General features: G+C 40.4%; 20 protein-coding genes. 3 read left to right on the top strand and 17 right to left on the bottom strand.

What is annotated here, in order from left to right:
- Positions 1-11: 11 nt before the first annotated feature.
- The 8 genes from LZF95_RS08535 to LZF95_RS08500 all read right to left on the bottom strand — a co-directional run bounded on the left by LZF95_RS08535 (position 12) and on the right by LZF95_RS08500 (position 10,797).
- Positions 12-1,478 (bottom strand): toll/interleukin-1 receptor domain-containing protein, encoded by a 1,467-nt coding sequence (locus tag LZF95_RS08535; protein WP_233754564.1) that lies wholly within the window; start codon positions 1,476-1,478, stop codon positions 12-14.
- Positions 1,479-1,555: 77 nt separating this feature from the next.
- Entirely contained in the window at positions 1,556-2,284 is a 729-nt protein-coding gene (locus LZF95_RS08530) for a DUF5131 family protein (protein WP_233754563.1), read from the bottom strand.
- Between the two features lie 6 nt (positions 2,285-2,290).
- The gene (gene tcmP / locus LZF95_RS08525; RefSeq protein WP_233754562.1) at positions 2,291-3,412 is read right to left on the bottom strand and encodes a three-Cys-motif partner protein TcmP; all 1,122 of its coding nucleotides are present in this window, start codon (positions 3,410-3,412) and stop codon (positions 2,291-2,293) included.
- Positions 3,413-3,567: 155 nt separating this feature from the next.
- The gene (locus tag LZF95_RS08520; protein ID WP_233754561.1) at positions 3,568-5,661 is read right to left on the bottom strand and encodes a hypothetical protein; all 2,094 of its coding nucleotides are present in this window, start codon (positions 5,659-5,661) and stop codon (positions 3,568-3,570) included.
- Positions 5,662-5,667: 6 nt separating this feature from the next.
- Entirely contained in the window at positions 5,668-6,504 is an 837-nt protein-coding gene (locus LZF95_RS08515; RefSeq protein WP_233754560.1) for a hypothetical protein, read from the bottom strand.
- 712 nt (positions 6,505-7,216) lie between these two features.
- Positions 7,217-8,554: an ATP-binding protein gene (locus tag LZF95_RS08510; RefSeq protein ID WP_233754559.1), complete on the bottom strand. Its 1,338-nt coding sequence runs from the start codon at positions 8,552-8,554 to the stop codon at positions 7,217-7,219.
- A gap of 462 nt (positions 8,555-9,016) precedes the next feature.
- On the bottom strand, positions 9,017-9,532 hold the full coding sequence (locus tag LZF95_RS08505; RefSeq protein WP_233754558.1) for a hypothetical protein: 516 nt from the start codon (positions 9,530-9,532) through the stop codon (positions 9,017-9,019).
- 668 nt (positions 9,533-10,200) lie between these two features.
- Positions 10,201-10,797 (bottom strand): hypothetical protein, encoded by a 597-nt coding sequence (locus LZF95_RS08500; RefSeq protein ID WP_233754557.1) that lies wholly within the window; start codon positions 10,795-10,797, stop codon positions 10,201-10,203.
- A gap of 90 nt (positions 10,798-10,887) precedes the next feature.
- Here LZF95_RS08500 and LZF95_RS08495 point away from each other — a divergent pair, with 90 nt between their 5' ends.
- Complete coding sequence (locus LZF95_RS08495; protein WP_233754556.1) at positions 10,888-11,118, top strand: hypothetical protein; 231 nt, start codon at positions 10,888-10,890, stop codon at positions 11,116-11,118.
- A 238-nt stretch (positions 11,119-11,356) separates the two neighbouring features.
- On the opposite strand, the gene LZF95_RS08490 is transcribed toward LZF95_RS08495, so the two are convergent.
- The 5 genes from LZF95_RS08490 to LZF95_RS08470 all read right to left on the bottom strand — a co-directional run bounded on the left by LZF95_RS08490 (position 11,357) and on the right by LZF95_RS08470 (position 16,248).
- Positions 11,357-13,123 (bottom strand): PQQ-binding-like beta-propeller repeat protein, encoded by a 1,767-nt coding sequence (locus LZF95_RS08490; protein ID WP_233754555.1) that lies wholly within the window; start codon positions 13,121-13,123, stop codon positions 11,357-11,359.
- Positions 13,124-13,174: 51 nt separating this feature from the next.
- The gene (locus LZF95_RS08485) at positions 13,175-13,600 is read right to left on the bottom strand and encodes a lipocalin family protein (protein WP_233754554.1); all 426 of its coding nucleotides are present in this window, start codon (positions 13,598-13,600) and stop codon (positions 13,175-13,177) included.
- Positions 13,601-13,741: 141 nt separating this feature from the next.
- A complete protein-coding gene (locus tag LZF95_RS08480; protein ID WP_233754553.1) occupies positions 13,742-14,305 on the bottom strand; it encodes a hypothetical protein in 564 nt (187 codons plus the stop codon).
- Between the two features lie 119 nt (positions 14,306-14,424).
- Positions 14,425-15,690, bottom strand: a complete 1,266-nt coding sequence (locus LZF95_RS08475; RefSeq protein ID WP_233754552.1) for a hypothetical protein — start codon at positions 15,688-15,690, stop codon at positions 14,425-14,427.
- Between the two features lie 15 nt (positions 15,691-15,705).
- Positions 15,706-16,248 carry a hypothetical protein gene (locus tag LZF95_RS08470; RefSeq protein WP_192350412.1) on the bottom strand — a complete coding sequence of 181 codons (543 nt, stop codon included), beginning with the start codon at positions 16,246-16,248 and terminating at the stop codon, positions 15,706-15,708.
- Positions 16,249-16,444: 196 nt separating this feature from the next.
- On the opposite strand from LZF95_RS08470, the gene LZF95_RS08465 reads away from it, so the two are divergent.
- Together LZF95_RS08465 and LZF95_RS08460 are read left to right on the top strand one after the other, a co-directional pair.
- Entirely contained in the window at positions 16,445-17,002 is a 558-nt protein-coding gene (locus tag LZF95_RS08465; RefSeq protein ID WP_192350414.1) for an RNA polymerase sigma factor, read from the top strand.
- Positions 16,992-17,708: a tol-pal system YbgF family protein gene (locus tag LZF95_RS08460; protein WP_233754551.1), complete on the top strand. Its 717-nt coding sequence runs from the start codon at positions 16,992-16,994 to the stop codon at positions 17,706-17,708. The genes LZF95_RS08465 and LZF95_RS08460 overlap by 11 nt, the downstream gene beginning before the upstream one ends.
- Before the next feature lie 15 nt (positions 17,709-17,723).
- Here the strand turns inward: LZF95_RS08460 and LZF95_RS08455 are convergent, their stop codons facing one another.
- From LZF95_RS08455 to LZF95_RS08440, 4 genes are all read right to left on the bottom strand, one after another.
- Positions 17,724-20,618 carry a CHAT domain-containing protein gene (locus LZF95_RS08455; protein WP_233754550.1) on the bottom strand — a complete coding sequence of 965 codons (2,895 nt, stop codon included), beginning with the start codon at positions 20,616-20,618 and terminating at the stop codon, positions 17,724-17,726.
- A 1,289-nt stretch (positions 20,619-21,907) separates the two neighbouring features.
- Positions 21,908-22,414: a hypothetical protein gene (locus LZF95_RS08450; protein WP_233754549.1), complete on the bottom strand. Its 507-nt coding sequence runs from the start codon at positions 22,412-22,414 to the stop codon at positions 21,908-21,910.
- A 782-nt stretch (positions 22,415-23,196) separates the two neighbouring features.
- Complete coding sequence (locus LZF95_RS08445; RefSeq protein ID WP_233754548.1) at positions 23,197-23,493, bottom strand: putative quinol monooxygenase; 297 nt, start codon at positions 23,491-23,493, stop codon at positions 23,197-23,199.
- A 5-nt stretch (positions 23,494-23,498) separates the two neighbouring features.
- The gene (locus LZF95_RS08440; RefSeq protein WP_233754547.1) at positions 23,499-24,104 is read right to left on the bottom strand and encodes an NAD(P)H-dependent oxidoreductase; all 606 of its coding nucleotides are present in this window, start codon (positions 24,102-24,104) and stop codon (positions 23,499-23,501) included.
- Positions 24,105-24,177: the final 73 nt, after the last annotated feature.

Raw genomic sequence — 24,177 nt, 5'->3', positions numbered from 1 at the left:
CTTTTGAGAATTTACTTTTCAACTCCAATTTTTTCAGGATCGATAACCTGATAAATAGCTAAAATCCTATCCCATCTACCTGGAATGCCATACTGTCGAGACGCATTTGGGTCAGATTTCATTTCATTTAATTTCTTCTTAAATCCTTCCACATTATCAAAACCAAAGAGATTCTTCACCTTCTCAAAGTGCCTACTTGAAATCATTCGATACAGAATTTCAATTTTACCTACTTCTCTATACCTAGCTTGGTCAAAATATATGTAGAGACATGGAAACCAGTACTTTGAATTTAATTCTGCTACATAGTGACATAAAAGATCAGCTTCAACCAACTCTTGTTTAGACACTTCCTTAGTTATCCTTGAAGTAAATAAATGACCAAGTGGGGAAGGATAGCTTTGCTGTTCAGCATGCTGATAATATTGAGCTAAATCTTCATTTGATTTAGAAAGAAAATAGGTAAAATATTTTCCTTCATTATTGTAATTCTCTCTATCCTTTGTAAAGTATAATGAAGAAAATAAATTCTCTAACAGGTCATATGATCTATATTTCAAACTCAATGCTACCATGTATAGAAAAAACTCATGAATTGCTATTAAAAATCCCTCATATTGATACGCATAATGAGACCCACTTCCTTTATTGTTCAAAAGGAGTGTCATCTTCTCAAAAAAAGAAACTATTAAATCAAATTCAAACTTTATTTCTGAACGAATGACTTTCTGAAAAAATAAAATAAAATCATTCCTTATCGGTGTATACTTATTTACAAAGGAGACAAGAGCTTTCCCTGCATCTGACATTAAATTGCCTTCTCTTGAAATTTCCAATTGACTTATTTCCTCAAAAACACTGTCCAGAAATTCCTGAATAAATCCGTTAAGTCTTTCTGGATGGCGATCTAATTGGTATTCCAATCTTTTTAACGCTATTGAAGTTTTATAGGTATTAACAGCCTCATCAAATAAATACTTAGGAGGACGACCTAAAGCTGGTTTTGAAATTGAAGGTCTTTGAAAAAGATTCCTTAAAAGTTCTTCATAATTCATTTCAAAAGTACTTTCATCAGAGAGATCAAAGTACAGCCTGCTTTCAAGATATATAGGTAGGATAGCGTTTCCATCATCATCTTTCTCAGCGACAATTGGAATAAATTTCTCTTGATCACTTTTTTTATATATACCTGGGGTAATGATTGCGGTTTCTGTTCCTACACCTCCCTTCCTTTCATTTGCTTTTTCAACGTATGTTTTATCGCATACTATAAGGACTTTTTGAATTTCCAAGTCCGAAACCATCGTTTCCATAAACTTATGTAGGTCATGGCCCGGTTTCAAATCCCATTTGTCTAATTTCACATCTACCCCATCAGAAACGAGTCTATTTGCAAGACGAATAGTCCAATCTTGATGATCAGGGTTAGTTTGACTGTATGAAATAAAAACTTTTATTGACGAGGGTATATTATCCATTTATAAGGTTTAGTTTTATATTCAGAGTTTGCACTAATTACTTTAAAAGTCAAAGCCAAAAGAAATAGAGTTCTATACTAAATAAACCTTTCCAATTCCACCTCAGGCATCTCATCATAAGTCTGACCATTAAGCTCTCTTCCAGCCTTCTTCTTGTTTTTACCTCCCCATTGTTTAAAGAAGAATGCCACTTTTGATTTCTCGCATTGTTCCTGAATATCCAATACCCAATCAGGATCCATAGGCCTGGCCTTGTGTCCGCTCTCACCTCCTACGATCACCCAGTCGATACCTTGGAGATTGAGTTTTGGCAGTGGACCTATTAAGGGCTCAAGAGACAAGAATTTGACTCTTGCTCTGGTAGTCCTCAAAAAATCAATTCTGTCTATGACCCGTTCATCTTCTACCGAGACTCCCATCCAAATATTGTGAGACCAAGTAAGTTTGTCATGGATCTTAGCCAATCGATCAGCCCGCTTAGTAAGCACCTGAAAAACATGCTGTGGATTCTCATTCATCACTTTGAACACACGCTGAATAAAATCCAGCGGCACGTCTTTGTGAAAAAGATCAGACATGGAGTTCACAAAGACTACTTTTGCTTTTTTCCATGTATATGGAATGCTCAGCGTTTCTTCATGAATTCGGACTTTCTTAAAGCCATCTTTGTACTTCTCCACTCCCATGGCCTTCAGTCGCTTGGTCATCACCTCGGCATAGCAGAATTTACATCCTGCGGAGATCTTCGTACAGCCAGTCACCGGATTCCAGGTGAGCTCAGTCCATTCAATTGATGTTTGTGCCATATTAGGTTAAATTAGTTGAATAGAAATTCGATCAGATCTTTCACAAAAATCGCGATAATTGATGTAATAAGAGTTTTTTCTGACTTTCTTCCCGTCATTTGATGTCACAATAATTTTGTTTTGAGTGGCAAAAGCTTTCAAAACTTCTACCGCATGAGTTGGTCTAAATCCTTGGTGAAGTGTAGCCACATAAATTTCGGCATTTGTTCTGGGTTCTTTCAAAAACGACAGGAGAAATACTTCTAATTTATTTACTCTATAAGATGCAGATGGGCTGAAGAGTGTGGGTAGATCAGGGTCCTTATAGCTCCAGCCACGTCCTTCCTCCTGGTCAATTTCCCATTTGGCATCAAGCATTTTCTCAAAACCATAGATGTGACTAGTGAAGAAGAATAAGCAAAAAAACTGATTTTTATCTCTGGTGATAATAAAGGAATCTACGTAGTATTCATTCTCTAAGAAATCCCGAAAGGCTGTTTTCAGGTTTTCAATAAAATCAATTCCTGTATGGGAATTTGGCCATTTTTCACGTGGCACAATGTCTTCAATAAACGAATGGAGAGCGGTAGGCGTACCTCTCTTTTCAAAACGAAACATATGCTGAGTAGGGAGGAAAAGAAGCACCTCCGCTTTTTTCGTTTCAAGAATTGAATGAATTTGGGAAGCCCTTACCTCGCTATAGCCATATGGATCAATAAATACAAAGGACTTAGAATTTTTCACAATTGAAATTTGCCTGACAACTAGGGGCAAAGCTTGAACATAATCTATGTTTTTGAATCGAAGATCACCTAGGAATGAATAGTGAAGTTTTCTTTCTTCAATGATGGATTTGACTTTTTCAGTCTTTTCGAGTTTGTAATCGTTGAAAATACAATCGACTTTAATAGTCTTTTGTCCTTCATTTTGATTTCGGAAATAGACATCTTTGATGGCCTTCAAAAAAATGATAGGACTACCCTCACCCCCATTTGCATAGACACCTTCGCCGCAGAATAAGTCAAAGAGTTGAACTCTATCAAAGGCCTGAGACCTACTCAGGATGTTCAGGTACTTTTTGATATAGAGGTTCAGAAGTCTGACTTTAACTTCTGAATGTTCAAACATTGTATGTTGTGATTCTTTCATCCTATTTGATTAAATCTAACTATCATCCATACTGTTAGTAATAACTACTTCCAGAAGCAGACTTCCTTGAGTATCTGGAAATTACCCCAACTCTCCATATCTTTTAAGAAAAGGTAGCTGACTTATTCGTCTAAACTCCAGTTGCTAGGCTTTTTCTATTCATCCTTTTTCAAATGTTCTGGAAATTCTATGCTCTTCTTATAATTCTCAATATTTGAGAAATTATGATTTTTATCGTACCACTTTTTAAATGTAATTGCAGTAAAAATAAATATGAGAGCAACAATTATATTACCTACAATAAAATCTGATTCAAGCTTCCTATATTTAATAATAGCTGAGTCGATCTTCCAATTGCTATTCCACAATAATGCAGTGATACTAAATACAAACCCAACCAACCATCCTATCAACTCATAATTCGTTCTCTGCCTCCATCTTGCTAGCTGTTGATTAATATAGTATTTTCTGTCTCGAATCAGTAGAATTTTTATGTCTCTCTGTCGTTCTTGTTCAATTTTGTCTAGCCTAACTTGAAGTTCATTAATTTGTTGATCCTTAGATGTTGTTGTTTGTTGGGTAATTTTGGTTTCAATTTCTAACTTATCCTTCTTCTCTTTAAGTTCTTGCCTTGCTTTGTCTAAATTACTTATCTGTTTCTCGAATTTCTTAAATAGTTGGTCAAGCTTTTGAATTCTCTGGTTTTCTTCTTGAGCTTGTTTGTCCGCTTCTTGTTTGATTCTATTTGCAAATTCCTGTTCATTTACCTTCGCTAATGAATTTAAAGCAGAAATATCGGTTAGTTGTCGATGTGATATTCTCGATGAAATCAATAACACATCTTTATCAGTAATTTTATCACCACCATATTTTTGGATGTTTTCGTCCAATTCCTTAATAATACTTGCTTTAGGCAGAGTGCTATTTAAGGTAAAAGCCACTAAGGAAGACAAGCCTATTTCTACTAACTCATTTGAATTAATTGACTTTGACAAATTTGGATTGGCTAACCATAGAATATTCAAAAGTTCATCAGCTCTAATAATTTCAGGCTGGCTATCATTGCTGTTTGATCTCAAGTCTTTAAGATCCTCAGAATCATGTGATATAGAGTTATTTACGAACCAGCAATTAACTTTTTCAAATTCCTTAATCTTCTTTGTCCTTTTATCGCGTACATAGTATAGTGCTGTGGCGTCATGTAATGCTGCATAATGGGATGAACGAAATTTTTTATACCCTTCATACTCTTTACTAAATTTTGCTAAGTTCCTATACTTATCTGTATTAGGCAAAATAAGGATATCTCTTTGCAAAAGTGAATCCTCAATATTATCAACAATTCTTTCTAAGTCATTTCTACTTAGTTTTCTTCTTTCACAAGCATTATAAATATCCTCTGGATTTATTCTTTTAGATAACACTGAAGTCGAGTAATGCTCTGCTTTTTTTGAAATCAAATATTTTGTTTCTTCAATAGTTTCCTTAAGAACAGTAAACTTATACCCTAAATCCCTACAAACATTCATAAGTTTATTGCATGAATGAGTTGACTCTGGTGTATTCAAATCAATTAGACTAATAATAAAATTAGTATCAAAAACTAATTCAACTTCCTGATTATTATTTTCGGTTTTACACTCAAGATAACTAGATATTATAGACCCAAGATAGATATTCTTAATTATATCATAAACATCTGGAATTTTTCTAAAAAACTCTACAAACTGCGCCTCTATTGTATAATCCTTACCATTTAATGGCTGGTTGTTTGCTAAATACTTAGATATTGAAATCTTGTTTTTATCAATAAAGTCTAAAATTGTCGACTTTTCTTTTACTTCTAAATTATTAAGCTTTAAAAAATCAATATACAATTTTTCCAGGCTCTCAACTTCTCGTTTGCTTGATTGTATATTTTCCTCAAACTCTTCAAAGAAGAAGTTTTTTAAAGAAAATGCACCATCATTGTATAGTTGGAAGTTAATATCTTCTATAGTATTAACTTCATTAGCGATCTGTTGTAAGATTACTTTTAGTACTGGCAAGGGAAAGTCTATTCCATATAGTTCATTTGACACATCATGTATTTCCTTTATTGACTTCCCACTTAGAATTCCTTTAGAATTAAGTTTATAAAGGGATCTTTTGATTAATGGTACGAACGGGTCGATTGGCCCTTGAATAAGTGTGCCAGTATTCCTTATATGTGCCAGAAGACTGTATGTAATTGCTCTATTTTCGTTCATCTTTTTTTAAACTTCAATTTCTAGCTCTTTGGCAATTGGTTTAATAAAATTTTTAAGATCCTCAATCAGCTTTGTTAAATTAGAGTCCTCGATAATGAGTTCACAGCCGTCCTTGGTCTTTCCATTCCGGTGCACTAAATCATGGCGTTTCAGTACGTGTTTTTGCATAGTTCCAATGCTGGGAAAATCAATTTCAAAGGTCGCTATATACATACTCCTGACTGATGGGAGGTTATGAAATATCGTGTCAAGAATAACTTTTTTAACATTCAATTCTAGCTGTTCTAGCTGATCAAAGACCTCTCTTAATTCGAATTTCCTAATTTTAAACTCTGGGTGATTCTTTACAAATGACCGGAAATACATTTTGTTATCAAATACAAGCTTTAGAAATACATCAGAAAGAAAGGTTTCCATACAACCGATAAGACCAATGAAAATTTGTCTGTTAAGTATTTTCTTCAACTCATCTCCTTCATTTTGGAGTTGACTAAGGTTTAAAAGTTGATCTATTTCGGAAAGAAAGGTTTTGTAGGTATTTCGACTCTCAGTTATTGCATCAAATTGATCATTAATATAGTCATATTCAGCCTCCATTTCCCATGGAGCCAGAAACACTTTATTGTCGTCGTCTAGTCGATCGATCTTACTTAATATTTTGGATGGAGAATCATCAGAGAATTCTACTATATAACAATAAACAAGTCCTTCATTACTTTCATCTGTGCTAATCTGCCACTCTAATTCCATTAAATCGTCATATGAAATTCCAAGAAGTTTAGCAAGATGACGATCACCTGCTTGCTCTTGCATTTCCATCATCCATTCTTTGGCCTTTCCCATATTCTATTTTTTTAAGAGTGGAGGTTTAAAAGTTGTTTAATTAATATCTGCATTTAAATATCCCAATCTCGGCGTAATCATATTGCTAGTGGTGACTGGATTGGATTTGTAATTCCACCCTAATATCATTGACAATTTGCTTTCTTACCTCACCCCTCCCTCTCCTTAAAGAGGAGGCGCTTGGCTCTGCTATTATTTTACTATCTGATCAGAATAAAGTGGGTTCCGGATTTAAGCCCAGAAGGATGCTATAAAAGTTGGCTGTTCTACCTACCTCCTCCCACCCTCCTCCTTGAAGAGGAGGCGCTTGGCTCTGCTCCAGATGGGCTAAAGAGTAAGATGAAGGTTGGTTGTTTTCAAAAACTAAAAGGCTTACGCAAGAAAAGGAAAAAAATGATACCATCCCAGCCCGCTGCCTGGCCTCTTCGCTAAAAATGTCCACCGGACATTTTCTTAACAGTCGATCCTAGGGTATTTTTTTGGGAAAATGGGAGGAAAAGTGAAGGAAATGCGGTGTTTTTCGGTTGGTCAGCGGAATTATCTGCATCGCCCTGTGCCATTTTGCAGATAAAAACAGAAAGTGAGTCATATGATCCTTTTCCAGATCTGTGATGTGAGCGATTGGCTTGGCGCCTTTGCCATTTTTCCCTTATATGGGTTGTTCCAATCAAATTGTCTCACTCCCCGGCCAATTCGGCCAATTAATGGCCAATTATTCTAGCGTATACTTAGACCCTCTTCCTTTAAGGGTTGGTGATTTAAATATGCCAAGTTCAACTAATCTTGATAATTCGTCTGTAGCAGTTGTTTTGCCAATATCATTCAACGCTTGATAATCACTGTTCGTGATTTTTCCTTTCTCTTTGGTAAATAACACTCCCTTAACCTGCCTCTCATTCAAGCCAAGGCTAAACAAATACTCTTCGTGGTAAATATCCTTTCTAAACTCAACCCAAAAATCTGATCCTTCAAAAAAGTATTTAGGTTTAGGCAGACCGGCTGCCAAGCATTTTTCAGTCATCTTAGAAATGCCCCTTCCCCAAGATTCAATATATCCACTTCGAAACAAGGTGTTGGCTATGTCAGGATTGTAAGGTCTCGATGCGTGATAGCCCAGTAGATTACTTATAGTCCAGTTTTCCGGAAGTTGACCATCATTCCAAATCATAATCCTGTCTTTGAAGACCTTGATCTGAATGGAAATACCACCAGAATAATCTTTGTGAGCCACAGCATTAAGCAACGCTTCTCTGATGGCTTCTCTCGGATATTCGTAAGTTTCTACACGAGAAATCCCCTCATAACTAATTATAGCCCTAATGTATTTGGTAAAGAGCAAATTCATCGTATGCTCTATTTGCTCAAACAAATTCCCGCGCACTTCATCCTGAAATATCAAATCAGCCTCATTCTCAAAAAAACCTATTTTGATGTAAGCACCCGTTACGTATTTCTCCGGTTTAGGGTGAAAGAGAAGAACGGCTGCCTGTTTGAGCATTTTTTCATCTTCCAAATAAAGTTGCAGGCTTTCCAGTAACTCTTGGTTTGTTCCGTCTAAATCTTCAGGCTCCAATCGTTTGCTCTTAGCAGCTTTCTTTCGGAAAAAATCAAAGGTGTCATTTTTCAAGTCGTCCGCAGTAACATAGGGAACAGGCACACCATCCCACCTTTTACCTTGTCGTTGCAGTAAAAATTTAGCCAAAGCAGCTCCTTTCAATTCTTGTAATGTGCTCCCTGAACGGTAATAGTATTTACCTCTCAAACTAATAGGAAAAGGGTATGGCTCTACTACAATCTCTAAATAGTCATTTCCTCTTTCTGTGCGAAGATTAACATCTACCAACAATCCGAGAAGATCTCTTACCTGATTGGGAATATCTTCCAAAAGTTTTTTGGCATTTACCAAGTGTTTGGCATTGCCATCATCATCTCTGCCTATAAACAAAATACCACCCTGTGCATTGGCAAAACCGCAGACCCATTTAAAATAATCATTATGCCAAGACTCTTTCCATTCGGTATTTTGATGTTCTTTGTTTCGGTGGCTCATTGGCTGAAACTTTCAGTGATAATAATTTGATGATGTAAGGATTTAACTCTTACAATTTTTCGCTCAAATTCCTTTTCAGCTTCTTCACTTATTAATGGATAGCATGGAGTATCTCAATGACTTTTCCCAAAATGATGGCAGGTTTTGATGGAAACTTTTTTATGCCCGTTGAAACTTGAGTTGTTTACACTATGCTCGATTTCATCCGTGAAGATGATCATGCCGCAATAGCATAAGGCAGATGCAGAATGGTAGCCACATCGCGAAGGGCATATATCCCCTGTCCTATCTGTGGTTCATTTTCGAAAGCGATCATAGTTTAGTCTCTAAAGATACGATTTTGGGGGTTTGGTAGGCTGCCTTTGGTGAAAAATGGGACGGAGGTTGGCGGAAATCGGATCATCAATCAGCAAATCCTGTCCCGCTTACGTTATGTACCCAAGAATCAGATGTATTCTAAATTCAGAACAAGAAAAACCTTATTCCAACCTGTACTTTTCGAATTGTATTGAAGCCTGCAAACGCAGTGAAATTTTCACTAATAAGGTACCCGCCATTTACTCCTGCACCAATAATTGTTTTCTTGGAGGTAATCAAATGATATCCTCCCCCATTAAATCTGTTATCAATGTAATTCTGATACGTATTTTCTGAACCAGCGGAAAGTTCTACATCTAATAAAAACTTTTCCTTTACCCTCCTACCATAACCTAAATCTACAGTAATGAAATATTCACCAGTCCCAGCTTGGGTTTTCCCATGGTTAGGCAATTGCTCCGAGACTAATTTCCCCCTTGTATCTGCAAATTGATAGGTCATTCCCAGTTTGAAGAAGTTATCTGTATTATCCAAATAAGACAATTCTATATTCATGGATCCTGTGGTTGCTCCCGCTAATCCAATCCCGATTTTTTGCCCAAAAGAACTATGGAAGGCCAACATTATTGGAATTAATACAGCAAAAAATTTAAATCTCATGAGTTAATATCTTTATTTTCTCAATGTCTTTACAATCCGTTCCTGATTGATCACTCCCGATAGCGCTTTACCGGGAGCGATAGGCTCTGCTATCATTTTACTATCGGATTCAGAATTAAGTGGTTTCCGGATTTAAGCCCGGAAGGATGATAAAAGTTGGCTGTTCTACCTACCTCCTCCCACCCTCCTCCTTGAAGAGGAGGCGCTTGGCTCTGCTCCAGATGGGCTAAAGAGTAAGATGAAGGTTGGTTGTTTTCAAAAACTAAAAGGCTTACGCAAGAAAAGGAAAAAAATGATACCATCCCAGCCCGCTGCCTGGCCTCTTCGCTAAAAATGTCCACCGGACATTTTCTTAACAGTCGATCCTAGGGCATTTTTTTGGGAAAATGGGAGGAAAAGTGAAGGAAATGCGGTGTTTTTCGGTTGGTCAGCGGAATTTTCTGCATCTTTCTGTGCAATTCTCTAGATAAAAAAAGAAAGGGAGTCATGGGATAATGAGTGTACTACTAATCAAAACCAGAGATTCAATGAACCTCCGTATACTTCTTGTCGCGATTCATCGTGAAGACCCGTACTGCCGTCCCGAGAATCAGGATTCGGTGGTGTGAGACCTGTGCGCCGTGGCGTAGGCGCACCTCGCTAACCTAAGGATTGGCGAGGCCGTCTACTCAATTGTACTCCATCTTTCTGTTATTCAGATAGTAGCTAGCAATCTTGCTGGTTACATAAAATGAAGAACATATTGAGGTGTTAACAATTATTTGTTCGTTTGCTAATTCGTTCCAATAACTAACCTCTTCATGACTGCTATCATAGAAAATTGCGGTTCTAGAATAAACTGAAGGAGGTGGGGGAGGCATATCAGTTGGCGGAATTTCTCCTTTTTTAGTTTTCCTTCTTTTGGGAGTTCTGTATACAAATTTCTCAAGCTGATTCCCAACTATTAGATATTGCTCACCAAACTTGAATATTTGGTCACAATTTCCGCCGAATTGTCTTACAAAAATGGTTTTTGATTTTAGATTCCCTTTAACGATAGAATCGATCTCAATTAGGACATTATATCCTTGGTTACGTTGATCCCACATTTCGTTCACTTCAGGGTTAAATCCGATATTTTTGATGGCATGACCTATTACCACAAAGTCAACCTCATTCATCATTTGTTTTGCTGATAGACTGTCAAGTGGAAAGCAAGTGCATGCAATAACACGTTCGCCAACACCTATAAATAATATAATTAAGAAAATATTTTTCAGTCTCATAAATCAGCTTTCCTGCACTACACCTGCGGTAGTTTCAAGAGCAGCCGGAAAGAGGTAACTTTTTAGGTCATTCATAAACTCTTATTAATCATGAAAAAAAAGGAAAACCTCATCCAGACTGCCTGTTCTAATGTAGCAGGTTTTGTCGAACTACTGGCCAAGTTTGAACAAAAAGTTGTTGTTGCAGGCAAAAGCAAAAACACGCTCTCCAACTATGCCAGACATCTAGCCAAACTTGCTATCCACTTCAATGAACTGCCCACCGAAGTTGACCCCCCTTGGCGTAGTCACATTGCTCGTGGCACTGGGTGGGATTTGTAATTCCACCCTGATATCCATACCAGTTTGTAATTGGCTTTCCTACCTCACCCCTCCCTCTCCTTGAAGAGAGGGCGATCGGCCCTCCTCCAGAGGGCCCCAGTGTCCAGGTCTTCCCGGTTTGAATTTATCACATCCCCACCCGGCACTGAAAAAACCTCCTCAGGAGTTCGGAGTTCATCTTCGCATTGAGCACCATGACGCTAAATACCTTGCTGAAAACAAGCCATAAACCAAGACCCTACAAATAAATGCTCAATTCATCGCCTTTTGAATTTTGCTTGACCAACACCTTGCCATTGAGGCTAAAATAAATGTTCTCCTTTTGTTTAAAGTTTACCTGCTCTAAGAGACTAAAATCACGCTTGCCGATTTTGGTAAAACTGTTTGAGTTTGCCAACCAGACTTCCTCATCTCCTATCACATATTCTTCCACGTTAGCCAAATCAAGCGTTTGGCGGAGCTTTCCAGTTTGATCAAGTATGGCTACGCCTTTGGTGCCAAATAGCATTATACCTTCTGCATAAAACTGACTGTGCACCAGTTTTCCCACGCCCATATCTTTGGATTTCATATAAGCAATTTCCTCACCTGTGGATGCATCGAGCAGATACACACCCGCGGAGACCACATCCACAATTCTTCCATCCTGAACCATGAAAGGATTGAAATCTTGGCTTATGTCTGCACTATTTTTGGCATTATTTGTTTCAAAAATCACCTCTCCGGAGCGGGTATCTATTGCTACAATTTTGGTGCGGTTCAAATTTCCGCGCATCTTGATATAAAATAGTCCATCTGCATAATCATCGTGCAGTGGCGTCCAGGAAGCATTGCTGATTTTTGGGTTTTCCACTACTATTTGGTCTTCCTCCAAATCAATTCCCAGAAAACCTCTATCTCCAGTTCCCGAATTTAGCTGACCTTTAGCATTCATAGTGGTATAATGACAGAGTAACCCCTGCTCGTCAAAAATTAACTTACGGACTGTTTTTCTATCATATTTTCCAGAGCCAGAGTCATTTCCCTGATCACCATTGACCATTTTGTCCATAGCCATAAGCGCACCTATTCCTTTGGAAGCAGTCCTAACGGAACTGGATCTACTCTTAACATCCCCGTCTCTTTCTTTCCCATTCTTCAAGTCGATTAGAGTCAACCCCAAATAAGGCAAGACAAGGGTTTCTCCGGTGATTTGAGCATAGCCCGGGACAAATTCCCCGTGATACTCCACGCTCCACTCCAAGGCACCCGACCGCAAATCAATAGCCTGCACCTCTGGTATCGAGGTGAGGTAGTCCAGCCCACTTTCCGAATTCGGAACTTTTATAGCCAACAGCAATTCTCCTTCATCTGCCAATAGCACTTCGCCGATGCCTCCGGTTACCTCTGGCTGTACCCAAAGTACTTCACCCGATTCAATACTGACCGCAACCAAGCCTTCCTTGCCATTGAAAGCTATCGCCCCCAGTTCAGGTATATAATGCACCAATCTTTCCAGCACTTTATTCCCAGAATACACATTATCTAAACTATGTCGTTGATGGATACGCTGACTACCAGCTACATCCATCCCATAGGTGCTGTGGATACTCAGGATCTTTTCAGCAAGTGAAATACCCAGATTCAGCTGATCAGTTTCCCAAAGAAGATCTCCGCTTGCGAGGTCAAAGACTTTGATAGCCGTATCTTCCTTTCGATAGTCAACCGTTAGAAATACTTCTTCATTTCCAAAGAGAAAACTCCCACTCCCCTCCGCTATCGTACTTCCGCCCATGAATTGGTTCCATTTGAACTTATAGTTTCCTTCAAGGCTTTTTGAAAAGGTTTCCAAATTCCAAACCTCGTATCGGTTTTCATTTTCCAGCACCATATACTTATCGTCCCAGGAAAAATCAACACGCTCCGGAACGAAGCCAAGATTAATCACCTTATCAGTAGCAAGCTGTGCTATGGCTCCTTGATAAAAAAACAATACGCCAATAACAATAAGTTGTATCTTTTTCATTTTAATAACTATTATCAGGTTATCCTTTGTAACTAGTATTTGCGTTTGTTATTACGCTACCTTTTTATAGACTACATACATTCTATGTTCAGAGTCAGCCCTCAGCTGTACTCCTACCTTCATTGTATCGCCTTCTATACTGAGAATATGCCAAACAATACTTCTTTCGCCCATGGTCAAGGTCAGGCTATCACCTTCCAGTTGCCATGAAAACTCCCGTTCGCTTGCCTCACATGCTTCATTGTTTTTAACTTCTTTGGCCTTATTCCCCTCCATAAATACGGTGTGGTCTTTGCAGTCTTCAGAAGCATGTTTGTGGGGGTTGAGCCAACCTGTGCCATTATCCCCCATCAAGGTTCCTTCTTTTTCCCATGAGCCAATCAGGTCCTCGGGTTGTATCGTAGGGCTTTGTGCCAACGCAAATCCACAGCATAGCGCCATACCGATTATCGAAAGCAGTATTTTATTGATTTTCATTCAATTATGTTTTTATAAATGTTATTATCCAGTTTACTAATGGGAGTCCCGGTCACCCTATTAGGTTAGATTGGTTTCCGGGGTTGTCCATGTATTCCATTAGTCCAGCTCAAGATCACTGCTACGAGCCAGGTTTATGATTCAGGGGGCAGCTATAGTGATCTTGCCGCTAGCTTCTACTTCTTCCCCGGTGGTGGAAGCTTCAAATACCCCGTCAAAATTCAGCGTAAAAGACGCTACAGTGGCCTCATCCCCAAAAACGGTGATGTCGTGCTCCTGATAGTCCTCTAGCGTAAAGGTGCATTCGACAGAGGCATAGCGAAGCTCTTCAGCCCATTTACCAAAGTTCATCACGGAGGTAAACTCCTTTCCGCTTTTCACTACAGATGTAGGTTTATTATTGTCATCCAAAAGAATACCGAACACCACCTGCGCTTTACCTGTTTCCTGTACCATCACATTGACGGTATTTTGCCCAGCTTCATCATTATACTGGACAAAGGAAACCGCATTGTAAATTCCAGAGTTTTCTTTGGGCACTTCTCCAGCTAGTATTTCCCCTCCGGTTATGGATATATCATAAGAATGGGCAGATGTCGTTGGTAGTGGGTTTTCATCAGGCTCCTCACTGCCACATCCTACATGGATGAGCATCCCTATCACCAAGAGAAAATTCAACCCGGTTTTTTTGACTAATAAGTTCATGGTTAGTTATTTAAGTAGTGTTTTCGAAAGAATATTGGTACTGAGGGACAAAGAATTTAGACTTTCCAGTCCAGCGAAAGGCATTTCTTCCGCTGAACTGTTTGGTCTAGATACTCATATCAATTCCTGCCATTACCCCAGCCTAGCTCACCTCCTACCACGTTTGTGTAGGTGATATTGCTAAGGCTTAGGTTTGGAAGTTCAGGTTCGTTTACACTTGCACCGGTATAGGCATAGAAAGCAAAATTTGGCAAGTCTTTGAAGGTAGTATTTGAAACAGATACCCTTGGGTTGGCATGCATATAAATTGCACCTGAATTGGAGAGGTTTCCCACCGGAAAATCTCCTTTGGCGTATTCGATTATCGCATGATCTATGCTGTTATTATCCTGCGTATGCCCAAAATAAATCCCTCCCCAGTTGGTTCCGTTTTCAGCGGTTAGTAGCACTGGTTCTGTAGCTGTTCCTTGTACCTCCAAGCTTACATTGTCTCCGGAAACCTGTAGATACCCGCTACTCTTGAACTGCATTTCCACCCCTGCTTCAATGGTCAAATGAGCTTCATCACTCACTAAGATCCTACCATCTACCAGGTAGGGAACATCAAGTTTCTGTAAGCTTATTTCCATGTCATCAAGCGTTCCATGATCAGTGGTGATGTTTATAAAATCTGAGGAATTCCCTGTGTAAGTAGATGTGTTGTCGAAAACATCTGCCATCACAGCAGATACTTTCACGGGAACACCCTCATTTCCAGAAATAGTCAAATTGGAAGTTGCCACGGTTGCATTCGGCTCAATTCTGTGAAAGTCCAAACCGATACTTCCTCCGTTGCTAATTTCTACATGGTTAAGGGTAAGCGCTTGTGGAGTAGTACCCGAAACACCCCTTATAGCTAAGCTTCCTTCGTAGATTGGTGAAGATCCCGTAAGGTTTTGGGACCCCGCATATTCTATCACCGTGTGTTCGATGAGGTTGTTTGGGTTATGGGCTTCGGTCAGGTATATTCCTCTCCAGAAACCCTTCTGCGCAGAGGTTCCCGTCAAAACAACCGGTTCCTGAGCAGTTCCTTGTATTTCGAAGAGACTATTGTCAAGATCAACATAAAGTCCTGCATGGTTCTCAAAGGCGATGACCACCCCAGGCTGAATTTGTAGGCTACCCTCCACCCGGGCCCAACATTCAACAATATAATCCACCGGTCGGTCAGGGTCGTTGATCAATACCTGATCTGTATTGAAATAGTCACAGTCCAGCACAATCGGAGGCAGTATCTCTTCTACCGGATCTACCTCTTCATTGCTTTCGCATGAAAACAGGGCTATAAACAACACTGCGACTACAGCATAGCGTAGCTTATTGATAAACAAAGTGTAAGTTTTCATAATATTTATAATTTATTAGTTGATTTTAAATAGATAGCCTACATGAAGACCTATAAATCCAAGCCCACTTCCTGACAGAGCAAATCCTTGATAGCGGATAGAAAGATCTATATCCCCTAATAGGTATCCCACAGTGGCCGCATAGGCTAAAGAGGTGGAGGAGGCACTTCCTCCAAAATCTCCCATGCCCATAAATGATCCTTTGAGTGAAGAGCTGTTGATGGATAGGCCGAGCTGAGGCTCCAGATAGATTTTTTCCAGATGATGACGATATCCTGCCAGAAGAGGGACGATCCCCAAAGACCCCTTGAGACCTGCGGCGTAACTTTCTTTGAGACCAAATCTGGAATATCCTGTGCTGAAGGTCAGCTCTGCGTCAGGGTTAAGACTGTAGAGTCCCTTAAAAGCTACCCCGACTCCTACACCATAGACCTCCGAAAAATCACCAATGGGCAGTCCGGCCATGACTCCTGCATTCAGGTGGAGATCTCCTTCCTGCGCATAAGTGGTACTGGTAAAGGCGAGCAAAAAAGCGCCAATGATCATTAACTTTTTCATACTGAAATTGATTTGATTTAAATAATATTGATGTGTGGTTTTTGTAAAAGCCTCGATCGATGTATTTTTTCAGCGGAGAAGTTTTACAAGAACCTTTCAACTACTTCATGTGAAAAGGAGGAAAAAGTAAACACTCGGTAGAAAAAAATGTAGTTTTGTCAACTTAGGGTTTACTTTTTAACTGATTGAGCTATTAATGAATAAAGAGGAACGTTTCGTACAGGACATCCGGAGTGGGGATAAGAGAAAACTGGATGAAATCTATTCTGAAAACAAACCCCATTTTCTTGCGTTTGCGAGAAAATACCGGCTCCAGGATGATGTGATCAGAGATATTTATCAGGAAAGCATCATTGTCTTCTACGAAAACATACTTGGCGGAAAGCTGACAACCTTACAGAGTAGCATCAAAACTTACCTCTTCGCAATCGGAAAATACAAGCTGATTGAGCACCTCAGAAAGTCAGAAAAACACGAAACGGTACCTTTTGACCAAAGTGGGATACTTGATGAATTTTCTCTTGCCGAATTGCCGGGTGAGAATGAAGCGGACGAACAGACGCTTCTTATCAAATCAGGCTATAAGCAGCTTGGAACAAAATGCAGGGATATCTTGCGTTTGTTTTACTACGAGGAAAAAAAACTTGACGAAATCCAGCAACAGCTTGGATATGATTCTAAGGACACGGTCAAGAGCCAGAAATCCAGGTGTGTTAAACAATTAAGAAAATTAGTAGGGGTATATGAAAAGTGACAGGGATATATTGATCGATGGGTATTTCGAAAAGACCCTTACAGCCTTGCAACAAACCGAGTTTGACCGGTTAATGCTGGAGGATTCTTCGTTTGCGGAGGAAGTAGCCTTCCATCGTAAACTGAAAGCAGCCATCCGGATGGAAGAACGGGAGAATCTCAAGGCCAGGTTTGATACAATCGATGCTACCCCAAGCCCATCCTACCGATGGTGGTACGCAGCTGCTGCTGTGTTGGCACTGATGGCTATGGGCTGGTGGATTAGTAGTCAGATCCCACAACAGCCTAAGGATTTATATTATGCATATTTTGAACCTTACCCCAATACCGTGGAGCCTCTTGTAAGAAGTGATGCCGGACAAAAAGGTCTTTCAGCACAGGCTTTTCACCTCTATGAGGAAGGGGAATACGCTAAAGCCGGTGCTGCTTTCGGAAGGCTGTATCAAGAAAGTAACAAAGAACAGGATCTATTCTATCAGGCTATTTCGCTGATGGCCGCCGGAAAGACTACCGAAGCCCTCCCGCTGTTGGAACAGCAGGAATGGACAGCTGGCAGTTCCTACTTTGAAGCTTCCCAATGGTATCTAGCCTTAGCTTATCTGAAGGAGAAACAGCTTTCCCAAGCAAAAATCCACCTGGAAAAGGTGCGTGATGCCGAAGGTTTCCTATCGTCTCAGGCAACTAAATTATTGAAAGAACTGGATTAGTCACCAGCTTTTAGTTCATAAAGCCTGTCTTCTACGGTAGAAGAATCCAGCTGCCAGCAGCAGCAGAAAGGCAATGCCAAGAATAGCCCAGTATTGACCTGGCAGTATCCACTTTCCAGCCGGAGAAAGTCCTTCTACATTGCCGTTGAGGACAAATCCCGCCCAATAGAAAGGATGTCGCTTCATGGGGTGATCCACCAGAAATTGCCTTTTGGCTTCTGCAAGTGCTTCTTCCTTAGAGCTACCTTTATCCAAAAAATCATAGAAAGAACGCATCAAGGTGGCAGTTTCTTCATCAGGCACCTGCCACAAACTATAAATCGAGGCTTTTACACCTGCATAAGTAAGTGCCCGTGACAGACTCATCATTCCTTCTCCGGCCTGTAATGTACCAATTCCGGTATTGCAGGCACTCAGTACCACCAGATCAGCAGGAAAACGCATATTGTATAGCTCCGAATAGGACATATTTTCCCCATCCTGAAAGAATATCCCTGAACTTTCATAATTCAGTTTGTCCATCACCGCATGGGTAGCAAAATGATACACCTGAAAAGAACCTATAGCATTGAGAAACTCATCCTTATTGGCCTGATCACGATGGAAAACCTCACCTCCCAAACGATCCACAATGTAATGGGCTTCGGAAAGTGCGCCTTCCAGGTAAGTCAATCGACTTCGGATTACAGGAATAGTTTCTACCGTATTAAGGAAAGATTTCGGGTACTCGGGCACAAATGCTGCTACGGCCCGGGAACTTGATTTCCCAGCATTCGCATATTGCTGTAAGCCCCACAGCTTAAAGGAGTTGGAATAGCTAATAGCGTAATCCTCAACCAATAAACCGGACTTGTCAGCTTTTTCCAGGCTTTCGAAGGCCAGAAAATTAAGCTTACTGTCTGGAATGACGACTAGCTTACTGATGGATTCCCCTTCAAGGTTCAAGGGGTGGACCAGCAGTTCGTAGAGTTGTCTGGAAAGTGCCGCCGCCCCAGATTGGATGGTTTGAATTTGTTCATGATAGGCCTCCATGAGCTCAAGCACTGTTTTTTTTTCGCCCAGATCCACCACACGTGTTTTCTCAGCGCTGACTACAAAAGCGAAAAGTTTTGTATCTGTGGCCAGGTACCTGACAATTGCCCTATCGTCTGAGAGTTGGTTTTGAATCAACTCAAGATTGATTCCCCCTGTGAAAAAATCAAAATAGCTCGTATCGTAGGAGGATATGCTGGCTTCATTGGCCTGGAGTTCTGCTTCCAACTGACGTATTTCGTTCTGTGAAGAAGTAACATTTTGTTGCTGAAGCTGTACTAAAGAATACCTTAACTGATTGTGCTTTAGCAACAAGCTGTCCGGAACGGCCAAGTATTGTTGGTATTTGGATTCAAACTCCCGCCACAGCAATTGGGAGGAGTTGTTTTCCACCCGGATCAATAGACTATCCACATCAGGCTTCTCCAATTGCAGATGTAGTGAAATCAAGCCTTCATGAATATTACCGGAAGTCATGTTCAGGCTGGGGTTGTAAGCCCCTTTTTGATAATAGTCCTGAAAAATAAGCGCAGCTACGTCAAAGAGATGGTAACTGATCAGGCCCAACTCCCGCTCACCCGTGCACTCAAATTGGTTTCGGTAAACGTTGGCAGCTTCTTTTACCGCATTGATATAATATACACTGTTTCGCTCGGCAAAGTCCTGCACATTGACGACCATCACGTCATCTATTTCCTCAGCGAGCAATAGCGAAAAAGCCTGCTTCACGATTTGCTCTGCTTGACCAAAATCATCCATTTGCTGCAGGATATCCGCTTTTTTCAAGGACAGGTTTAGCAGGTTGACTTCCCGGATGTCATGATTCCTACCGATCTGCAGGGCTTTATCCAGCGCAAGAAGTGCTTTATCAAGCTCATTTGAGGAAAACAACCAGAATTTACAATAATCCGCATAGCTCAGCATTTCATAGTAATAATTATCATACCTGATGCTTTTTTGCAGTGCCATATCCAAAAGCTGGATTTTCTTTTGAATTTCAGTACTATTCTCATAATCATCCAAGATAGCTGCTGTATTGAGAATGCTGCTGATCAGGTAATTGGAATATTGTATCTGGCTTTCCCGTGGAAGATCCTGAAAAAATCCGTTCAATGAATCTAAATGAGCGAGTGCCGATTGACCGTCGTCAGCCAAATCATAATAGAGAATGTTGATCCGGTGCCGGTTGACATGATGCATTAGCTGAGGTTTAATGGTAGCCTTAAACCCGGACTTTCCAAAGGATTCCTCGCTCACCCACTGGTCAAACTGCTCGTTCACTGATTCAATTAATTCCTTGGCAGCCGCCTTGTCACCATAGGTGCGGTATTGCCTCATGAGATTCCCATAGATGGTTATCAGGTAACTTTTGTCCACATCGGGATCTGATTCCCAGAGGGATTTCGCTTTGAGGTAACATTCCTTGCGTTGGGTGAAAAAGCCGGTTTCCGCATACATTGTACCCAGATTGTTATAAGCCAAAGCCAAACTGGACACATCCAATTCCTCCGGAGGCAAAGACTCGTAAAGGCTGATAGACTTTTTGTAAACCCGGATTGCCTCATGATAGTCTTTATTCTTGTCGTGCAAGTAAGCAATGTCGTAAACAAAATCTGCCTTGTCAGCAGTGCCAATCTGAGACGCTATCAATTGATATCCCTCCAATGCCTGCTGCAAGGAACTTGCCCAATCACCAGAATTGGCATAATCATGATAGGCCTCGGTAAACAGTTCTTTCAGATAATCAACATGGCCATCAGAAGCGAGTAGTTTGCTATTTTCCAGGGCTTTTTCAAATTCCTGCCGGGACTTTGTATAATTCTGTTGACCGGAATAGTGCAAGCCGGAAGCTCTGTGAAACTTACTTTGAAAGAGCAAGAAATCTTGGTGATCCTTTCCCAGTTGATTTGACAGCTGTTGGAAAACCCCGGCAGCCTCAAGGTATTGCCGGGATAAAAAGAGGCTATCTCCAAGAGAACTTTGACCGTGGAGTGAATCCCTCGAATTTTGCTTACATAAGGTATGATTGAGGGTTAAAAAAAGGCAAATAAAAAGTGCTAGTGATGTTTTACTGTCAATAAACATGGCGTGTATTTAATCAATTGAAGCCAGCCTCTATGTTTCACTCTGGGTTCGGTTTTAATGCTAGGGGCAGTTACCTGATCTGCAATTCTATTCAGGAATTTTAAGTATTTGGGTTAGTTTAGGGCACAATATTGGGTGCATATCTATGTTGGAACCCTTGAAACAAACATTTAAAAGCCAGAAATCAAAAAGAATTAGGTAGTAATAAAGTCATTCTTCTTTAAAATGTAGGATTCGTGAGTCACGATAAAGCGATAGATACAAGCTTTTCTTTAGTAAAGTGTAAGGCTAACGTGTTTGTATACTCTCGAATAGCCCCCAACAATTCCGCACCCGAACTCTTGTAAGCAGGATATTTCTCAAAGGCTGCTTCTGCTTCGTTGATAACGAACTCATTCCAGGCTTACTATTTTATAATTGGTTCGTCAATGACGAACCAATTTTATTTAATCCTTCATCCTCTTCTAGTTTAGCTCCACTTTCAGTCCACTTTTCTTCTCCAAGGCAGCGATGAAAAGTCGATGCTGAGTCGAAGTACAAGAACCTTTGGTTATACATACTTCGCATGTAAGCCATGCAGAGAGTAAGCATATGCACTAGCACGCTCCTCTCTAGCCACTGGCAGGCATCCCGCCATAGCTTCTGCTCTATAGCCCTGCCTCAGTTACTGGCAGTCCGATACTTCTACCTTCCAATTCCTACAAATCTGCGATGTTTCTTCGATACCAGATTGGATTTGCATCGTTGGAGCACCGAAGGTGCATTGTACATCCTCCATATAAACCTAATAGCAAAGCTTATAGAACTCCCAAGGCAGTACCTATCTGCTACTGTGAATCTCTGGTATGCCTATGGAGAAACAAGGGAGCATCAAGGGAGAAATATTTAGTGACCTCAACGTATTAGTATATTGGCAGCTAGCCTTGGTGTGAATGGGTTCCCTTCCCACTATTCTGAACTCCGTCAATTCACCGGATCAAAACTAGGCGGTAAAATCATTATACTGTTCTCTGCTTTTATTGTCAGCATATTGCTGCGGATAGATGACCAACCGGCTATTAGAAGCAAAGTGTCTTTCAAGTTTAGCCGGTAAATTGTCCAGTATTCCCAAATAAGAAGTAGCGCCTTTTCGGGCAGAAACTAATACAAATAGCAGTTGTATTTCGTGAAAGCACCAGAAAATCCTCCCATTCTGAGAATATTTCCACTGTAATTGCTGCGGTAAGTTTTGCCGTGAGGAATACCTTTTCAACGGAATTCCGGGTAGCTTCATGGCAATAGATTAGAATAGGAATACTTAGTTCCTGAGCCAGATTAGCCAGTTTAGTTACCCACAAACCGAAACCGTTTTCATGTTCTGTCAAAGGTGGCGCAGCAATAACGATTCTTTTGTGCAAAACCAAAGGTCTTTCCAAATGACAAATAAAAGTGGACTTGTCTGTGTTACTCAATATCCTGTCCATTTTTTCACCAATGAATTTTTCGATAAATCTAAGGTGGGCGTAGTTTCTTCTCAGTACCCTCTGAAGTTCAATTGGACGCTGGGTGAAGTTTGCCTGCCCTAAAATCTGGCCCAAGGCTAAAATCATTCTCAGAATGATTTATTAACGCCTTTTCCTACCCTCATATCTTTACCAATTTGCAATTGGCTTATTTGCCTCACCCCTGTCCCGATACGCTGTGCTATCGGGACAGGCTCTCTCCTGAAGAGAGAGGGTGATCGGCTCTGCTATCATTTCACTATATGATTCAGAATAAAGTGGGGTTCCGGATTTATGCCCGGAAGGATGCTATAAAAGTTGGCGTAGTTCTCAGATCCTGTCAGCCTCGGTACCTTGAGAGCCTCAGGTGATAAAGAACAGTGACAAGAAAAGGAATAAAATGATACCATCCCAGCCCGCTGCCTGGCCTCTTCGCTAAAAATGCCCGCCGCGGCGGGCATTTTCTTAACAGTCGATCCTAGGGTATTTATTGGGTGAAAGACAGAAAGTTATCCACATTTTAGGTGGAATAACCGAGAATTGTTGGGATTGGGGACGGACAGTGGCGGATCAGTTCCATAAGTACTCACGTAACAGGAATCGATGTTTCATTTTTTGGTAGGCGCTCACCACATCAACGTTACCACTAGATCAGCACAAGGTGTTTTGATAGCTGCCCTCCCGAAGCTTCGGAACCATCGGAAGGCCTAGCCATTGAATTCCAGTAGTCCTCCATCCATTTCAAAGCATTCAGACCCGTTGGGTCTGATTCAAGTCACACCGTCCCGGCAGCTTGGCTAAAGAGTGGATTAGAGAAGCGAAACTTTCAATTTCACCCAAAACCCGCCCGTTCGCCAAAATGCTTGTTGGTGGCTGTTTTTCTTGTCCTGTTATCCCTTCTCAATTTTTTGAGTCAAATAAACCGTTGGTTTTTCTGCCAATTTTTCATCTGCCAATTTCCCAAATTCCCTGATATAAAGCTGCTCGTTGTGCAGATCTAATCCTTGTTGGTTTTTCCATATCTCATAAAAGACAAAAATATTTTTGTCCTCAATACTCTGGTGTAAATCATATTGGATGCAAGCAGTTTCCTTTCTGCTTTGGATTACCAAATCTCCCAACACCTGTGCTACTTCTTCGGTATGTTCAGGTTTGCTTTTGATGATTGCTGTTAAATAAACTTTCATTTCGGTTATTTTTTAAGTGGTTCAAAAGTTCGCTTCAGGTGAGCGATATAATTGTTGTGATACGCTTCAAAACGCTTTGGAGTCAATCCTTTGACGATATCATAAAAATGAAAGCCTTCTAATTTTGTCAAGCCTACAAACTTCATCGCAATATGAAAGCCAAACAAAACGCCTGTATCTACAGCGGTCTGACCCATCAACTCATCTTTCAGGGTAAACGCACCTTCGGGAGCATTCCAGCTTGATGTAATCATGTACTGTTTGCCTTGTAGCAAGCCACCTGTCCCGTAGTTGATTTCTGGATTGGTACGGGAGCGTCCATCACTTTTATAAATCTTACCGCGTCCATTTTGAAAAACCAAATCAACATATTGTTTCAGTTTGTATGGAACTTGAAACCACCAAATGGGTGTATGGACGACGATCACGTCTGCCCATGTGAAATTCTCTACTTCCTGCTGTATATCGAAGTCGTCGCCTGTGTTAGTAATCCTGACTTCAAAACCGTTTTCCTCCAGAAAATCGCCCGTCCATTCAGCCAATAACTTATTGAACAAACCTTTCGATTCGTCAAATACTTGTCCACCGTTGATAATGAATACTTTTGCCATCCTGTTTTGTTTATTATGATTGGGAAGCAAAGGTATTTCGCACAGTCATCTAATAAAAATAATGTAAATTTGA

Source organism: Algoriphagus sp. AGSA1 (assembly GCF_021390545.1).
GTDB lineage: Bacteria > Bacteroidota > Bacteroidia > Cytophagales > Cyclobacteriaceae > Algoriphagus.
The sequence above is the reverse complement of the archived record's forward strand: the minus strand, read 5'-3'. Positions and strand labels throughout refer to the sequence as shown.

Excerpts from the sequence above, each read along its gene's own strand:
- LZF95_RS08535 (WP_233754564.1), bottom strand. The coding sequence starts at position 1,478 with ATGGATAATATACCCTCGTCAATAAAAGTTTTTATTTCATACAGTCAA.
- LZF95_RS08530 (WP_233754563.1), bottom strand. The coding sequence starts at position 2,284 with ATGGCACAAACATCAATTGAATGGACTGAGCTCACCTGGAATCCGGTG.
- tcmP (WP_233754562.1), bottom strand. The coding sequence starts at position 3,412 with ATGAAAGAATCACAACATACAATGTTTGAACATTCAGAAGTTAAAGTC.
- LZF95_RS08520 (WP_233754561.1), bottom strand. The coding sequence starts at position 5,661 with ATGAACGAAAATAGAGCAATTACATACAGTCTTCTGGCACATATAAGG.
- LZF95_RS08515 (WP_233754560.1), bottom strand. The coding sequence starts at position 6,504 with ATGGGAAAGGCCAAAGAATGGATGATGGAAATGCAAGAGCAAGCAGGT.
- LZF95_RS08510 (WP_233754559.1), bottom strand. The coding sequence starts at position 8,554 with ATGAGCCACCGAAACAAAGAACATCAAAATACCGAATGGAAAGAGTCT.
- LZF95_RS08505 (WP_233754558.1), bottom strand. The coding sequence starts at position 9,532 with ATGAGATTTAAATTTTTTGCTGTATTAATTCCAATAATGTTGGCCTTC.
- LZF95_RS08500 (WP_233754557.1), bottom strand. The coding sequence starts at position 10,797 with ATGAGACTGAAAAATATTTTCTTAATTATATTATTTATAGGTGTTGGC.
- LZF95_RS08495 (WP_233754556.1), top strand. The coding sequence starts at position 10,888 with ATGAAAAAAAAGGAAAACCTCATCCAGACTGCCTGTTCTAATGTAGCA.
- LZF95_RS08490 (WP_233754555.1), bottom strand. The coding sequence starts at position 13,123 with ATGAAAAAGATACAACTTATTGTTATTGGCGTATTGTTTTTTTATCAA.
- LZF95_RS08485 (WP_233754554.1), bottom strand. The coding sequence starts at position 13,600 with ATGAAAATCAATAAAATACTGCTTTCGATAATCGGTATGGCGCTATGC.
- LZF95_RS08480 (WP_233754553.1), bottom strand. The coding sequence starts at position 14,305 with ATGAACTTATTAGTCAAAAAAACCGGGTTGAATTTTCTCTTGGTGATA.
- LZF95_RS08475 (WP_233754552.1), bottom strand. The coding sequence starts at position 15,690 with ATGAAAACTTACACTTTGTTTATCAATAAGCTACGCTATGCTGTAGTC.
- LZF95_RS08470 (WP_192350412.1), bottom strand. The coding sequence starts at position 16,248 with ATGAAAAAGTTAATGATCATTGGCGCTTTTTTGCTCGCCTTTACCAGT.
- LZF95_RS08465 (WP_192350414.1), top strand. The coding sequence starts at position 16,445 with ATGAATAAAGAGGAACGTTTCGTACAGGACATCCGGAGTGGGGATAAG.
- LZF95_RS08460 (WP_233754551.1), top strand. The coding sequence starts at position 16,992 with ATGAAAAGTGACAGGGATATATTGATCGATGGGTATTTCGAAAAGACC.
- LZF95_RS08450 (WP_233754549.1), bottom strand. The coding sequence starts at position 22,414 with ATGATTTTAGCCTTGGGCCAGATTTTAGGGCAGGCAAACTTCACCCAG.
- LZF95_RS08445 (WP_233754548.1), bottom strand. The coding sequence starts at position 23,493 with ATGAAAGTTTATTTAACAGCAATCATCAAAAGCAAACCTGAACATACC.
- LZF95_RS08440 (WP_233754547.1), bottom strand. The coding sequence starts at position 24,104 with ATGGCAAAAGTATTCATTATCAACGGTGGACAAGTATTTGACGAATCG.